This is a genomic window from Flavobacterium cutihirudinis (genome assembly GCF_003385895.1).
Classification (GTDB): domain Bacteria; phylum Bacteroidota; class Bacteroidia; order Flavobacteriales; family Flavobacteriaceae; genus Flavobacterium; species Flavobacterium cutihirudinis.
Map to the genome: position 1 here is coordinate 90,967 of NZ_QRDQ01000007.1, position 16,129 is coordinate 107,095.

The 16,129-nt window shown below is 33.6% G+C and carries 12 protein-coding genes; 1 reads left to right on the forward strand and 11 read right to left on the reverse strand.

The window, feature by feature from the left end; translation table 11 throughout:
• Nucleotides 1-92 precede the first annotated feature (92 nt).
• The 6 genes from BD847_RS00395 to BD847_RS00420 form a co-directional block, all read right to left on the reverse strand.
• The gene (locus BD847_RS00395) at nt 93-1,280 is read right to left on the reverse strand and encodes a hypothetical protein (protein WP_115886300.1); all 1,188 of its coding nucleotides are present in this window, start codon (nt 1,278-1,280) and stop codon (nt 93-95) included.
• A 218-nt stretch (nt 1,281-1,498) separates the two neighbouring features.
• A complete protein-coding gene (locus BD847_RS00400) occupies nt 1,499-1,864 on the reverse strand; it encodes a hypothetical protein (protein ID WP_115886301.1) in 366 nt (121 codons plus the stop codon).
• Nucleotides 1,865-1,983: 119 nt separating this feature from the next.
• Complete coding sequence (locus BD847_RS00405; protein WP_115886302.1) at nt 1,984-2,361, reverse strand: hypothetical protein; 378 nt, start codon at nt 2,359-2,361, stop codon at nt 1,984-1,986.
• A 90-nt stretch (nt 2,362-2,451) separates the two neighbouring features.
• A complete protein-coding gene (locus BD847_RS00410) occupies nt 2,452-2,925 on the reverse strand; it encodes a DinB family protein (protein ID WP_115886303.1) in 474 nt (157 codons plus the stop codon).
• 15 nt (nt 2,926-2,940) lie between these two features.
• The gene (locus tag BD847_RS00415) at nt 2,941-3,390 is read right to left on the reverse strand and encodes a hypothetical protein (RefSeq protein ID WP_115886304.1); all 450 of its coding nucleotides are present in this window, start codon (nt 3,388-3,390) and stop codon (nt 2,941-2,943) included.
• 80 nt (nt 3,391-3,470) lie between these two features.
• Nucleotides 3,471-4,289, reverse strand: a complete 819-nt coding sequence (locus BD847_RS00420; RefSeq protein WP_115886305.1) for an AraC family transcriptional regulator — start codon at nt 4,287-4,289, stop codon at nt 3,471-3,473.
• A gap of 100 nt (nt 4,290-4,389) precedes the next feature.
• On the opposite strand from BD847_RS00420, the gene BD847_RS00425 reads away from it, so the two are divergent.
• Nucleotides 4,390-5,598, forward strand: a complete 1,209-nt coding sequence (locus BD847_RS00425) for an MFS transporter (protein WP_115886306.1) — start codon at nt 4,390-4,392, stop codon at nt 5,596-5,598.
• Between the two features lie 118 nt (nt 5,599-5,716).
• Here the strand turns inward: BD847_RS00425 and BD847_RS00430 are convergent, their stop codons facing one another.
• The 5 genes from BD847_RS00430 to gltB form a co-directional block, all read right to left on the reverse strand.
• Nucleotides 5,717-6,727 carry a hypothetical protein gene (locus tag BD847_RS00430; RefSeq protein WP_115886307.1) on the reverse strand — a complete coding sequence of 337 codons (1,011 nt, stop codon included), beginning with the start codon at nt 6,725-6,727 and terminating at the stop codon, nt 5,717-5,719.
• 139 nt (nt 6,728-6,866) lie between these two features.
• Nucleotides 6,867-7,679, reverse strand: a complete 813-nt coding sequence (locus BD847_RS00435) for a hypothetical protein (RefSeq protein WP_115886308.1) — start codon at nt 7,677-7,679, stop codon at nt 6,867-6,869.
• 241 nt (nt 7,680-7,920) lie between these two features.
• Complete coding sequence (gene lysA, locus BD847_RS00440; protein WP_115886309.1) at nt 7,921-9,144, reverse strand: diaminopimelate decarboxylase; 1,224 nt, start codon at nt 9,142-9,144, stop codon at nt 7,921-7,923.
• A 751-nt stretch (nt 9,145-9,895) separates the two neighbouring features.
• Nucleotides 9,896-11,350, reverse strand: a complete 1,455-nt coding sequence (locus BD847_RS00445; RefSeq protein WP_115886310.1) for a glutamate synthase subunit beta — start codon at nt 11,348-11,350, stop codon at nt 9,896-9,898.
• A 129-nt stretch (nt 11,351-11,479) separates the two neighbouring features.
• Nucleotides 11,480-15,997 (reverse strand): glutamate synthase large subunit, encoded by a 4,518-nt coding sequence (gene gltB, locus BD847_RS00450; protein ID WP_115887297.1) that lies wholly within the window; start codon nt 15,995-15,997, stop codon nt 11,480-11,482.
• Nucleotides 15,998-16,129 lie beyond the last annotated feature (132 nt).

Genomic DNA, 16,129 nt, shown 5'->3' on the forward strand with positions numbered 1-16,129 from the left:
ATGCGAAAATAATCCTTTTTTACTACAAATGTTAAAATTTTGAAAAGAAAATAATGATGTTTATTAAGAAAAAACAACTGGTTTTTATCTCCCTAACTTCGGAACTTATTTCGAACAATAATGTCTTTAAGTTTCGCTTTCAGGTCTTCTCCGGTATCATAGACCATTTGCTCATTATTAGGAAATGGCACAGCGCGTTTGTCGAAATAGTTTAGATAATTATCTTCACAAGCATTTCGATTTCCTTTATAAGTCGAGTAAATGTTCTCAAAAACATATTCGCTGCTCAAAGGAAAAGTCTGAACAAGCTGATTGGTTTTGCTGTCAACATAATCAATTTTTGCAGTTACCTGACACGATTTAAATTGTCTGAATTCGTATACTGTTGCGCGAAGCATTTTAAAATTATCAACCTTGATTTCTTTACCAAGACTATCTTTTACAGGCTTTCCGCGGCTGTCCAAAAGTGTTTTTACACCATCTTTAACCTGTCTTTCTTTAATAAATTCTTTTTCTTTTATCTGTTCAGGCGAAATAAAAATTTGTCTGAAATTGATAATCAGACTATAATCATAATTAACATTTTTCTGTCTGGCACTATGATAAACGGTCCATTTATCATTCAGTCCGTAAGTTTTAAAATCCAATAAATCATCCTGCAACATTTTCGGAATCACCATATTGGTTTCGTTTTTGGCGTATACATCTACAAAATCAGTACCTTTAAACTGCGCGTCGCTCATCAGTTTTTTGGTGTTTTTGTAATTTGGATTAATGCTTTCCAAATAGAAAAAATCATCATACGCTTTTCTGAAGTCCAGTTTGTTGTTCGATTTTAAAAGGGCAGAAGCGTTTTCATACAGGTATTTCGAAAGCGCATTTTTACTGTTTACAATGGCATCCGAATAATTATCAAACTGAAAACTGGCATTTTTGCCTTGTTTCAACAAAGGCAGCGGCAATAAAGGTCTTATTTTTTCCTGACGGTCATTTAGTTGCAAATACGTATTATAAATACGTTCAGCATTTGACGGATTTGCTTCTTTAGACAGTAATTCCAGATTACGTAAATCTCTGTCTTTAGCTTTCGCGAAAGCTTCTTCAAGCAAATAAACATAATCTTGTTTCCCTTTTGAGTCTTTTTTTGTTCTTAATGCCTCTATGGCGCGATCAATTGCACCATCGTAATTTCCGTCGCTAATAAGTGATTGCGTGGTTTTTACGCCACAAGACGAGAAGGTTAGAAATAATATAGAAAGGAGTAAAGTAATTTTTTGCATAGTCGATTTTTGAAGGCGTAAATATATCTTTTTTAACTTTCAACAACTATGCCTTTCTTTCAATTTATTTTAGGAGCAGAAAGAAATGTTTTCACAACGAGTCCCGTCCCGCTGTTCACTGTATCTTTTGTGGTGAACCCCACCACAAAAGGATGCCGTTTCCATCGGGGCTAAATTAGAAGTTTTGTTTTTACAAGAAGTAAGAAAACGAAGCTGGTTTATTCGCTAACCTTTTTATATTCGAAAGTTCCAACTTGTGCATTTGTTATGACACGTTTTTCATTATCGAAAGAGTCAATGCGAAATTCAATTGGTAATATCACCGAAATAATAGTCAGTTTTGAATTGTCTTTAGATAATTTCCATTTTGCTTTGTGTGATTCCTCACCAACAAGACTTTCAAAATCGCCATTCTCTTTAAATACCTGAAAAACCTGATCGGTCTTAAAACGATCCTGAATACTTTTTTCTTTCCCGTTTTTAGTCCATTTCACCAGTTGCCATTTTCCAATAAGCTCTTTAGAAGTTTGAGCGGAAGCAGATAAACCAATTAAAAATACAAAGATAAAAAGTACGTTTTTCATTTTTTTTGAGTTTTAGAATTGAATTTTAAATTTAATGAATTCTAAAGATGTGAAAGAAAAATTAAAGTTAACTTTTACTTGTTTCTGTTTCAAATGTTTGAAACTGATTTGGATAAGACTTATTTTTTCTCAGATTTATTCATTCTGATTTTTATCTGATATATAATCTCCCAAAATACAATCGAAAAAACAGCATTCGCAAATATGGCAGTTTTAACCTGATATGGATCGTATTTTAATAACAAGTGCAAATTTGTAAATTTCAAAGCCAGAAATAATGCTAAAACAGCAATTGCAACCGCATAAATTATATTAAGCAACGTGTTCCATTTTAAGGCGAAAAAAGCGTAGATAAGATTTAAAACTGCAAATCCACAGCCTAAAGTTACATAAGGATCAGTTTTTAGCTTTTCTCCCAAAGTGAGTAAAGCAGTGGTTGTTGTAAGGTATAAAAAGAATAATATGGAGTAAATCAAGATTCTTATTTGTAGTTTCATTTTTTGTACTATTTATTAAAATAAAAAACAAAGATAAGCATAACCTTTGATGTTGTTCACGAGATTATAGCATCAAATTGCTGCTAGTTTTTACTTCGATTTGTTATGTATTATTTTTTCAATTTGGCGTTTGTGTCTAAGAATATGAACAATAGCGTGTTCTGTAAGTTGTTCAATATCGTAAGATTGTCCCCAACCTGTTTTTATTTTTAGAGCATCGTTATACTCTTCTAATTCATCATCCGTAAATGCTCTGAAAACATTTTCTGTATATTCGAAAACGTTAGTTAAGTCCTCTAAATAGTCGGCAATAGTTAAACGAAAAACCTTTTCTGGCTTGCTTATAGTGTGTTCTTTAAGACTTTGAATATTTATAGCATAAATGTAGCCTGATCGTACAACATGGGATAAAATAGTTTGTAAAGATTTACAATCTTCATTAGCTGTTTCATCTATTATTTTAGTCAAAGCATTGTCAGGAATACTTTTAATAACGTTTTTAAGATCTGAAATTGCTTGTTCATAGATGTCAAGCAATGCTCCAATTGCTCCTTTTCGATTCATTTTTAGAATTGTTGATTATTGTAAAAGAGTTTCTATTTTAGCTTCAGACTTTTCTCTAAGAGGACTATCCGAACGGAGACTCCAAATAATCAAAAATTTACCTTTTGCAATATATTCTTCTGGGTGTTCATCTGTTGGCTGACCGTCTTTTCCCCACAATAATCCTTGCAGAAAGCGATCGCCTTTAAAAACATGTTCAAATTCAAAATACATAATAGACCCGCGATCACCTTTACTTCTAAAGCTCTGAATGGATTTGTTTTTAACAGTTCCAACGATGTTACTGTAGGTTTCAATGTCATTGTAAAAAGTGCAAGCCTGAGGCGTTATGCAAATATTACCATCATTTAAAGTATAGTTTTTGGGAATTTCCTTAGGTTTTAATTTTAAATCAGCTAAAGTTTGGCTGAATACATTTGCGGTAAGCAACAGGAATAATAGCGATAGGGGAATCGTAATTTTCATTGGTTTTGGGGTTTGATTTAGGTAAAGGCTAAAATAATATTTTTATTTGAGTTAGTCGATTGCGGAGTGAAAAGTAAATGTTACGCAGATATTTTATCCGTATCATTTTCATCTTCCAAAATATAATTAGAAGGTGTTTTTCCTAAATGTTTTTTGAACATAAAAATAAAAGCACTCGCTGTTTCATAACCCAAATCTAAAGCGATTTCTTTTATGGATTGTTTTTCGCCTAATCGTTTAATGGCTTCGATTAATTTTAAGCGCGTTCTCCAATCGCTAAAATTCATTCCTAATTCTTTTATGAATAAACGAGATAAAGTTCGGCTGCTCATAAACGAAAGTTCGGCGTAATAATCAATATTATGTTTACTGGCTACGTCATTTAATAGAAGATCAACAACTTTTTGCAATCTTTCATTATTTGTTGTGGGCAAAAAAGTAGCACTTGGTACAATTTGAGCGAGTTCATCAAGAAAAACCGCAATGATTCTGTGTTGAGAATCGGTTAAATTTCCTTCTGTTCCGAATGTAATAATTTTAAAAACCAGTTGTTTTAAGAACATCGGAATATCAAAAGAAAAACTATTTATGGGCAATCCGTCAGTAGCCGATGGATCGATAAAAACACTGTAATAATTAACATCTTTCTGAAAAGTAACCTCATGTTCGATACCGCTCGGAAGCCATAATCCTTGTAACGGATTTACAACCCAAATATGATTGCCAACCACAACATGCATCACACCGCGTGTGGCATAAATAAGCTGCGCTCTAGGATGCGAGTGAGAAATGCACATTTCGTTATTCACCATTTCAGTATAACCAATAACAGGAATTGATGGATCGACTTGGTATCCATAATCCTGCGCCATTCGATATGTCCGAATCTGATTATTCATTGTCCAAATATAGCAATTTTGACATTGTAATTTGTTTCAATTTTGCAAATAAATAATACAGCTGTTATTTTAAAAATGAAGATTAACCTAAATACAACTCATGGAAACCGTTAAAGTACAACCAGAAGTAATTAAAAAAACAACGTATTCAATACTTTTTATAATCAGTTTTTCGCATTTAATCAATGATCTTTTACAAGCTGTAGTTCCGTCTATTTATCCGCTCATCAAAGAGAATTTCGGATTGAGTTTTACTCAAATCGGAATTATCACTTTTACCTACCAAATCGTCGCGTCTATTTTACAGCCATTTGTGGGAATGTATACTGATAAAAATTCAAAACCGTATTCACTTATTATTGGAATGTGTTTCACAATGACCGGATTATTTCTGGTTTCTATAGCTTCTAGTTTTACTTTTCTGTTATTATCAGTAAGTTTAATAGGAATTGGGTCTTCGATTTTTCATCCGGAATCTTCAAGAGTGGCGCATTTGGCTTCGGGCGGAAAAAAAGGATTGGCACAGTCTATTTTTCAATTAGGAGGAAATGCAGGAAGCGCAATCGGACCTTTATTGGCAGCATTTATTATCATTCCGCACGGACAAAGTTATGTGGCTTGGTTTTGTATTATAGCTTTAGTCGGAATTTTTGCTTTGTACAAAATTGCGCTTTGGTACACGGAACATTTATCAGAAAGAAATGCAAATAAAGCGGCTCTTAAAATTGAAACGCATCATTTATCTAAAAATAGAGTTATTGGTTCGTTGATCATTTTATTGGTTTTGATTTTCTCTAAATACTTTTACATGAGCAGTATTACGAGTTATTATACGTTCTTTTTAATTGATAAATTCCATATTTCGATTCAGCAATCTCAAATATATTTGTTTTTATTCTCGGGTGCTGTTGCTGCAGGAACCTTAATTGGCGGACCAATTGGCGACCGTTTCGGAAGAAAATATGTAATCTGGGTTTCTATTTTGGGCGTTGCGCCTTTTACTTTGATGCTGCCTTATGTTGATTTATTTTGGGTTGGAACTTTATCTGTAATTATCGGATTGATTCTTTCTTCGGCCTTTTCTGCAATTCTAGTTTACGCAACCGAATTATTGCCTGGAAAAGTTGGTTTAGTAGCCGGTCTTTTCTTCGGATTCGCCTTCGGAATGGGAGGTTTAGGTTCAGCAGTTCTAGGAAAAATAGCCGATGCAACGAGTATAGAATATGTTTTTAAAATTTGTGCGTTTTTGCCTTTGATTGGGATTATAACAGGATTTTTACCGAATATTGAGGGGAGGAAGAAGGTTTAATTTTTTTAAACACATAGAGACATAGGATTTGGATTGTCTGAAAAAGGCATTTTATTTTATTTAAACACACATAGTTTTTCTGGATGGAAAATTATGTGTGTTTTTTCGTGGAGAATCCTTAATCTTTGTAAATGTATTTATCACTTAAACTTTTCGAAACTGATTGAGTAATTACTTCTTTTGCTTTTAATCTATCTATAATTAAGTCAGAGATTAATTGTGCTATTTCAGCATCTATTTTTCCTGGTTTTGGGATTAAATTTTTTAGTAAGGAATATGGAGTGATTCCTTTTTTATTTCTATTGCTTTCTTCTTCAAAGTGTTTTTCAATATGTTCCACTTCACGTTGAATTTCATAAGTTTCAAGTTTTCCTAATCTTTTTAGTCTTTGTTGAAAAACATCGAATCTTGTCATTAAAAAAAAGATTAAATCATCTTTTGAAAATGTAATTATTCTTTGATTATCAATATATTCATAGTTTTGATGATTTGTCAAAAGCCATTTTATAAAAATTGAGAAAATGTAGTTTTGATTTGATTCTAATTTGTATCCTCGCTTTATTTCTTCATCTCGTTTTTCAGATGAATTTATTTTAATCCAAAGAATGGCTGTTAATAGTAAACTTATAATCCATACGATTGTAAATTCTGCATTATAATTGTAAAGAGTTTTAAGTATGGGATGTTCTTTTATTACAGTTGGAAATGCCCAAAGTGATGTAATTATTGATGTTATTACAATACCTGTAATTTTAGGAGCTGAATTTACTTTGTGATATGAAACTATACTTTCTTGGAGTTTGTCAGTCAAAGCTAGATTCTTGGCATTAATGTTTTCGACAATTTTTTCTTGTTTTTTCTCAAATGTTAAATCCGATATTATTTTCATTAAATCTGTATTTTCATTTCGTAGAGATAATGAATTATTCGATTTTTTGGTTTCAAAAAAATGTAAGGCAGATTGAATTTCGTGATATAAACTTTCATCCTTCGTATCTTTGAATTCTCCTTTGTTAATATCAGGATGAACTTTTTTAATTAACTTTTTTAGTTCCTTTTTTATTTCTTTTCCATTTTGTGTTTTTAATTCAAAGTGAGAAATTATATCTTCTGTAGAGTTAAAGTCCATATTTTAAGTTGTTTGATTTTAATATTGTTTGATTTTTTATTGGTAATACAGCTTATTTCGGACATATCTTCTAATAGTAAGTTTCAGCAAGCTTTATGTAATTTAGTTACTCAATTTGTATTAATTAAGTCATGAAAATTTAATTCTGTTTGAGACTATCAATTAGTAATCTTTCACTAAGATCCTTTCCATTTGTAGTTAATTTAAAATAATATTTATTTCCACCATCATGAGTATCACGTTCAATTAATCCGAGAGAAATAAATTGTTTGACTTCCGAACTTCTATCATTCATAACTATATCATTTAAAATATTATCTACAATTGTTTGGAAATCAGTTGTTGTATTTTCTTTTTTAAATTTTTCATATATTAAATCGAGTTTACTCTTTTCTTTATTTATTGAAGGATATGATTTGTCAGAATCTTGAAAGTCGTTTTTAGAGTTTTGAATAATTTGTTCCTGTTGTTTTAGCAATAGCGCAGAAAGTTTTTGTTCTAATTTATCATATTCATCCTGTAATTTTATTCTAGAAGATCTTTCTTCATCTACACGTTTTTCTAATTTTTTTCGCTCTTCTTCAGAAATATCATAGATTGATTTTAATACAATACTTGTTTTGTCTGTCCACTTATACATTAAAGGAGTTACTTTCTTTTCAAAAAAGTTAATAATAAGTCTAGATATGTTAATTAAACAATAGGAAATTAAAAGAACGAAGAATGCTTTTAATATACATATAAAAATATTTTCTATAAGCGGTAATTTTTTAAAATGATCGAATATGAAATTCTTTTTGGTGTGAAGAGTTGTTTTATTGTCAAAATTAAAAAGAGTGTAGAATAGTTCCCAGTTTTTTAAAAACCAAATTATTATTAAAGTTCCAAAAAATGGATTTGAAGATTTTGTTTCTAAATTTTCTTTGAAGGATACTAGAAATTCTTTAATCATATGTTTTTTTGAATGATAAGTTTTTATTCAGCTAAAATAGATGTTTTTTCTTACTATTACACTTGATTTTAAAGCTAATTTTAGTGCCGATTTGTTACATAAAGTTAGTTCTTGTTATTATTTTGGTTAATTTCAAATATATAAGAAAAAAAGATAATTATTTTACGGTAAACCGTAAAAACAAAAAAATCCCGCCTCAATTAAGAAACGGGATTCAATAGATATTCTCTTTTTTTTTATTTTAAACTGTTGCAGCAACTTCTTGTGGCAACGGAATTTGATTTTTAAGTAAATCTTCAAATGTTTCAGCTTGGCGAATTAAGATTCCTTGACCGTTCATCCATAAAACTTCGGCTGGTTTGTATCTTGAGTTGTAGTTCGAAGACATTGAGAAACAATATGCTCCGGCATTTCTGAAAGATAAAATATCACCTTCAGTAATTTCCTGAATTCTACGGTTGTTTGCGAAAGTATCAGTCTCACAAATGTATCCTACAACAGAGTAGAAACGCTCTTTTCCTTTTGGGTTTGAGATGTTTTCAATGTGGTGTGAAGATCCGTACAACATTGGACGAATTAAGTGGTTGAAACCACTGTCAACTCCAGCGAAAACTGTTGATGTTGTTTGTTTTACTACGTTTACTTTTACTAAGAAATGACCTGCTTCGCTCACCAAGAATTTTCCTGGTTCGAAAATCAACGTTAAATCTCTTCCGTATTCTGTACAGAAAGCGTTGAATCTTTTTGATAATTTTTTACCTAATTCTTCGATGTCTGTTTCGATATCGTCTTTTTTGTAAGGAACTTTGAAACCACTTCCGAAATCTAAGAATTGTAAATCTTTGAAATGTTTAGCTGTATCAAATAAGATTTCAGCAGCATACAAGAATACTTCGATATCTAAAATATCAGATCCTGTGTGCATGTGAATTCCAACAATACTCATTTTTGTATTTTCAACAATTCGCAAGATATGCGGAATCTGGTGAACAGAAATTCCGAATTTACTATCGATATGTCCAACAGAAATATTGGCATTTCCACCCGCCATTACGTGTGGATTGATACGAATACATACCGGAATATGTGGATGTTTTGTTCCGAATTGCTCTAAAATAGATAAATTGTCGATATTGATTTGTACACCCATTGCGGCAACTTCTTCGATTTCTTCTAGAGAAACGCCATTTGGTGTAAAGAAAATTTTCTCAGGATCATAGCCAGCATGAAGTCCTAACTGAACTTCCTGAATAGATACAGTGTCTAAGCCAGACCCCATGTTCTTTAATAACTGAAGAATCGCAACGTTTGACAATGCCTTCATGGCGTAATTAACTCTTAAGTTTTCTACCTTAGAGAAAGCTTTAGTTAATCTGTTGTACTGAGATTGGATTTTTTCGGCATCGTAAACATACAATGGACTTCCAAATTGGTCTGCTAACTGCAGTAAATCTTTTGCTTGCATTTTTAAATCATTTTGGACAAAGTTATTACTCTTTTGTGTATCAGCAAATAAATTGTAGAAAAATAACAAATTGTAACAAATTGTTTGTTTTTAAACAAAAAGTTGCTGTTTTTGGAATTTTATAACGTGGTAAGAGGTTCAAAGGGGCAGAGGTACAAAGATACAAAGGTTTTCTGCCAGGAATTCACGAATTTAACTTATTCTTAAATGCTGTTGAAATTGCTTTTTTTATGGGTTACACTAATTAAATGCATTTCTTTTTTACCCTAATTTTTAAAAGAAGCCAAATGTTTGGATTTAGCCCCGATTGAGGCGGTATCCTCGCAGTGGAACGGAGAGATATAGCCGAAAGCGGGAACTATGTTTATTAAAATGCCAATTGTAATGCTTCAAAATATTTTTTTAGCCACGAATTGCACAAATTTCCACGAATTTTTAATTGTAGATTTTTCGCAAAATGCTAAAACATAGCCCGTGGTTTCAACCACGGGAAACGTTATGGATTGAGCGCAATCATATATTGCGTTCCCGTAGTTGAAACCACGGGCTATATTTGAAATAGAAATCGGCCAGAAAATAAAAATTAGTGGAAATTTGTGCAATTCGTGGCAGTCAAAAAAAAAACAAAACCCCTGAATTTATATTCAGGGGTTTGTTAGTAGTTATGTTGTTTGTCGGAATAAAGATTAAATAAAATGCTAAGAAAAAAACTTAGAACCTTAGCGCCTTAGTATCTCAGAACCTTAAAAAATTATAGACTCGGTAAATCTCCTTTTCCTTTAGTAGGCAAGTTTGTAGATCCCATAAGGAACAAATCTACTTCTCTTGCTGCTTCGCGACCTTCTGAAATAGCCCACACGATTAATGATTGTCCTCTTCTCATATCACCAGCAGTGAAAATGTGAGGAACGTTTGTCTGATAGTTATGCGCTTTATAGTTGCTTCTCATATCAGTTTCGATTCCTAATTGTTCGCTTAACGTTTTCTCAGGACCTGTAAATCCTAAAGCCAATAAAGCTAAATCGCAAGGCCAGATTTTCTCAGAGCCTTCTTTTTCGATCAATTCAGGACGCTGACCTGGAGTCATTTTCCATGCCACTTCAACCGTTTTTAATCCAGTTAATTCGCCTTTATCGTTAGAAATGAATTCTTTAGTGTTGATCAACCAGTTTCTGTCACAACCTTCTTCGTGAGAAGAAGATGTTTTTAACTGCAACGGCCAGAAAGGCCAAGGAGTTGACTCGCTTCTTCCAACTGGAGGTTTTGGTAAAATCTCAAAGTTAGTTACCGATTTCGCTCCGTGTCTGTTAGAAGTTCCGATACAGTCAGAACCAGTATCTCCACCACCAATAACGATTACATCTTTACCAGTTGCTTTAACTTGATCTGGAATTGATTCTCCGTATAAAACTTTAGTTTGTTGAGTCAAGAAATCCATTGCCTGAACAACGCCTTTGCTTTCGATTCCTTTAGTTGGCAAGCTTCTTCTTTCAGTTGCTCCTCCGCATAAAACGATAGAATCGAATTGGTTTAATTCTTCAACACTGAAGTTAACTCCAACGTTTACATTTGTTTTGAAAGTGATTCCTTCTGCTTCAAGAACAACTACACGTCTGTCGATGATTCCTTTTTCTAATTTGAAATTTGGAATTCCGTAACGTAATAAACCTCCAATTGCGTTGTCTCTTTCAAAAACAGTAACGGTGTGACCCGCTCTGTTTAATTGTTGAGCAGCCGCAAGACCTGCAGGTCCTGAACCAATAACGGCAACAGTTTTTCCAGTTCTTGTTTTTGGTGGCTGCGGTTTAATCCATCCTTCAGCGAAACCTCTTTCGATAATGCTTTTCTCGATGTTTTCGATAGAAACCGGATCTTTGATGATTCCTAATACACATGATTTCTCACATGGAGCAGGGCATAAACGACCTGTAAATTCAGGGAAGTTGTTAGTAGATTGTAAAATCTCTAACGCACTCTGCCATTCTTCCTGATGCACCATGTCGTTGAAGTCAGGAATTAAATTTCCTAACGGACAACCACTGTGGCAAAAAGGAATTCCACAGTCCATACATCTTGATCCTTGTTCTTTTAATTTATCTTTTGGTACCGGAATAGTAAATTCGTTGTAGTTCGAAACACGTTCTGCTACTGCTAAATTACTTTCATCGGCTCTGTTATATTCTTTAAATCCGCCTATTTTACCCATGACTTTTTAAATTAAATTCCAATTTCTTTAAATTCCAAATTCCAATCCTTCTCCCGAAGTTTCGGGATCGCTCAGGGAGACATTTCCATTGATATTGGAATTTGGGATTTTATTTTTTGAAATTGATTTTTATCCCGCTATTAATTCTTCTATTTTTTTCTCTTCTGCAATTCTTTGTAATGCTTTTTTGTAATCCGTTGGCATTACTTTTACGAAGTGCTGTTGTTGGTTTTCCCAGTCTGCTAAAATTCTTTTTGCTAATGGACTGCTTGTGTACAATGAATGATTTTTGATCAGTTTTCTTAGTTTCGTAAGATCTTCTTCTTCCATTGGGTCGAATGCAACCATTTCCATGTTGCAAACTGTAGAATCGAATTTCTTATTTGGATCGTAAACATAAGCTACACCACCGCTCATACCAGCTGCGAAGTTTCTTCCTGTTTTTCCTAAAACTACTACTGTACCACCGGTCATGTATTCGCAACCGTGATCTCCAATTCCTTCAACAACGGCTGTTGCTCCAGAATTTCTAACACAGAAACGCTCTCCGGCCATTCCATTAATATAAGCCTCTCCGGTAATAGCTCCGTAAAGGGCAACGTTTCCAATAATGATATTTTCTTCAGGTTTGAAAGTTGCAGTAGGAGGGACTTTTACAATTAGTTTTCCTCCAGAAAGACCTTTTCCTAAGTAATCATTACAGTTTCCGTGAATTTTAAACGACAATCCGTTTGTTGCAAAAGCACCAAAACTTTGTCCGGCAGAACCTTCAAAATCAACTAAAATAGTGTCATCAGGTAATCCTTGTGCGCCATAAATTTTTGAGATTTCGTTACTCAAAATCGCACCTACAGAACGGTCTGTATTTTTAATTTTAAATGTTACTCTTGTTTTTTCTTTTCTATAAATAGACGGAATCGCTTCTTTGATAATGTCAAAATCTAATACGTTTTCAAGTTGGTGATCTTGTTGAGTTGTATTGTGATTTGGCTGTGTTTTTGCTTTTTCCGGTTTGTATAGAATTGGTGATAAATCTAAACCATTTGCTTTGTAATGTTTGATCGCTTTGTTCACATTTAATTTTTGTGACTGACCAACCATTTCTTTTAAAGTTCTGAAACCTAACTGCGCCATGATTTCTCTTAACTCTTCAGCAATAAAATACATAAAGTTGATTACGTGCTCTGGAGTTCCTTTGAAATTTTTTCTCAATTCAGGATCCTGAGTTGCAATACCAACCGGACAAGTATTTAAGTGACAAGCTCTCATCATGATACATCCAGAAGCTACAAGCGGTGCAGTTGCAAAACCAAATTCTTCAGCTCCTAATAAAGCTGCAATGGCAACATCACGACCTGTTTTCAACTGTCCGTCACACTCTAGAACTACACGGCTTCTTAAATCATTTAAGATCAAAGTTTGTTGTGCTTCAGCTAAACCAAGTTCCCATGGAATACCTGTGTGTTGTAAAGATGTTAATGGTGCAGCTCCCGTTCCTCCGTCGTAACCAGAAATTAAGATAACGTCAGCTTTTGCTTTGGCAACACCGGCAGCGATAGTTCCAACTCCAACTTCAGAAACTAATTTTACGTTTACACGTGCTTCACGGTTTGCATTTTTCAAATCGTAAATTAATTGAGATAAATCCTCAATTGAGTAAATATCGTGGTGAGGCGGAGGTGAAATTAAACCTACATAAGGTGTAGAGTTTCTAGTTTCAGCAATCCAAGGCACTACTTTTTCTCCAGGTAACTGACCACCTTCACCAGGTTTTGCTCCCTGAGCCATTTTAATCTGGATTTCTTTAGCATTTGTCAAATAGTTGATCGAAACACCAAAACGTCCTGACGCAACTTGTTTGATAGCAGAGTTTCTAGAATCTCCGTTAATTTCTTTCTGGAAACGTTTTGGATCTTCTCCACCTTCTCCAGAGTTACTTTTTCCGCCAATTCTGTTCATTGCAATCGCTAAATTCTCGTGTGCTTCTCTAGAAATAGATCCGTATGACATTGCACCCGTTTTGAATTTCTTCACAATTTCTGTCCAAGGTTCTACTTCATCAATAGAAATTGGATCTAGGTTGTTGAATTCAAATAAACCTCTAATAGTCATTAAGTTTGAGCTTTGCTCGTTAACGGCATTTGAGTATTCTTTATAACTTTCTGGGCTGTTTAAACGAACCGCTTGTTGTAATTTAGAAATAGTCGTTGGGTTAAACATGTGTTTTTCGCCACCACGTCTCCATCTGTAAATACCTCCAATTTCAAGAGAAAGCAAACTTGCTACTTTTGAATTTGGGAAAGCTTTTTGGAAACGTTTTTTTACTTCTTTTTCCACTTCCATTAAACCAATTCCTTCAATTCTTGATGGCGTGTAAGGGAAGTATTTAGATGTAAATGTTTTGTTTAAACCTAAAATCTCGAAAATCTGAGCAGCTCTGTACGAATGTAAAGTAGAGATACCAATTTTGTTCATGATTTTTACGATTCCTTTTGCAATCGCTTTGTTGTAGTTAACTACAGCATAATCCGCTTTTACTTTTGTAATGAAACCTTTTTCAACTTGATCGTGAATGATTTCGTTTACCATATAAGGATTGATTGCACTTGCACCGTATCCGAACAATAAAGCAAAATGATGTGGTTCTCTAGGTTCAGCAGATTCGATAATGATTCCGAATTTAGAACGAACCTGTAAAATGTTCAAAGAATGGTGAATATAAGAACAAGCTAATAACATTGGAATTGGAGCTAATTCTTCGCTTACACCTCTATCAGATAAGATAATGATGTTACATCCTTCTTCAACCGCTTTAAAAGTAGCCTGAACACATTTTTCAAGAGCTCTTTCTAAACCGTTAACTCCTTTTTCTATTTTATATAAAGTAGAAATTGTAGCCGATTTGAAATCTGCGTGATCGATATTTCTGATTTTATCCAAATCCTCGTTAGAAATAACCGGATTCTGGATTTTTAATTTTTTACATTGTTTCGATTCAATTTCGAAAATATTGAAATCTCCACCAATCGCTAAACTGATATCAGTAATAATTTCTTCACGAATACCATCCAACGGCGGGTTGGTAACCTGAGCAAACAATTGTTTGAAGTAATTGTACAACAACTGAGGCTGATCTGAAAGAACTGCCAAAGGTGTATCGTTACCCATAGAACTAATTGCCTCAGCTCCGTCGCTACCCATTGGGTTGATGATTGTTTTTAAATCTTCAATAGTGTAACCAAACAAACGTTGTCTTGTTAAGAAATCTAATTTTTCAACAGGAGTAGGGTTGTTTGTGTAAGGAACTTTTGCAAGTGGCAATAAGTTTTCGTCAACCCATTGTTGGTACGGACGTTTTGTAACTATCGCTTTCTTAACTTCTTCGTCTTCGATGATACGGCCTTCGTTCATATCAACCAAGAACATTTTTCCTGGCTCTAAACGACCGTGCTGAATTACATCTTCTGGATCGATGTCTAATACACCAATTTCAGATGACATAATTACGAATCCACTATGTGTTAATGTATAACGAGAAGGACGCAATCCGTTTCTGTCTAGTAATGCACCAATTACGTTTCCATCTGTAAACGGAATAGAAGCAGGACCATCCCAAGGCTCCATGATACAAGCATTGTACTCATAGAAAGCTCTTTTCTCCGGAGACATTGTTTGGTGTTTTTCCCAAGCTTCAGGAACAACCATCATCATTGCTTCTGGAAGCGAACGACCAGTCATTAATAAAAGTTCAATAACCATATCCATAGAAGCAGAATCTGATTTTCCTTCTAAGATAATTGGGAATAATTTTTTAATGTCTTCGCCAAAAACTTTGCTCTGCATAAGCTCTTCACGAGCACGCATGCGGCTTACGTTTCCACGAAGTGTGTTGATCTCACCATTATGACACATGTATCTAAACGGTTGAGCTAAGTCCCAAGAAGGGAATGTATTTGTAGAGAAACGTTGGTGTACAAGCGCTAAACGCGTCACCAAGTCCGGATCTTTCAAATCTATATAATAACGGCTGATGTCTTCCGGCATCAATAGACCTTTATATATTATAGTAGTTGTCGATAAACTAGTAAAATAAAACATGTGGCTTTCTGAGGTTTTAGATCCTCTTACGGCATGTTCTGCAATTTTTCTAGCTGCAAAAAGTTTTGCATTAAATTCTTGTTCAGTTAAATCCTGTCCGTTTTTAGAAACGAAAACTTGTTTAATTGTTGGTTCTTTTTCTGCGGCAATTTCACCTAGATTTTCAACGTCAACGGGTACATCTCTCCAACCTAAAACTTTTAAGTTTTGATCTTTGATTGTTGCTTCGAATGCATTAATACAAAAAGAAACCTGGTTTTTGCTTTTTGGTAAAAAAACCATTCCTACTGCATACTCACGCGCTTCAGGGATTTCAAAGTCACAAACTTTCTTAAAAAAATCATGAGGAATGTCGAATAAAATTCCGGCTCCGTCACCAGTTCTTCCATCAGAACTAACGGCACCACGATGTTCTAATTTAATTAAGATGTCTAATGCTTTGTGAATAATATCATTTGACTTAATACCATTCAAATTACAAATAAATCCTGCACCACAATTGTCGTGTTCAAATTCAGGCAGATAAAGCCCTTGTTCTTTAACTCTCATTCTTGATATTTTTTCTACAAAAATAAAGATTTCGTTAAACATAATGTATTGAAATCTCACTTTTGCTTCCATTTTTGTTGTAATATTAAAAAAAGACTTCTTAATTATTAAAAACATTATATAAAGTGCCAC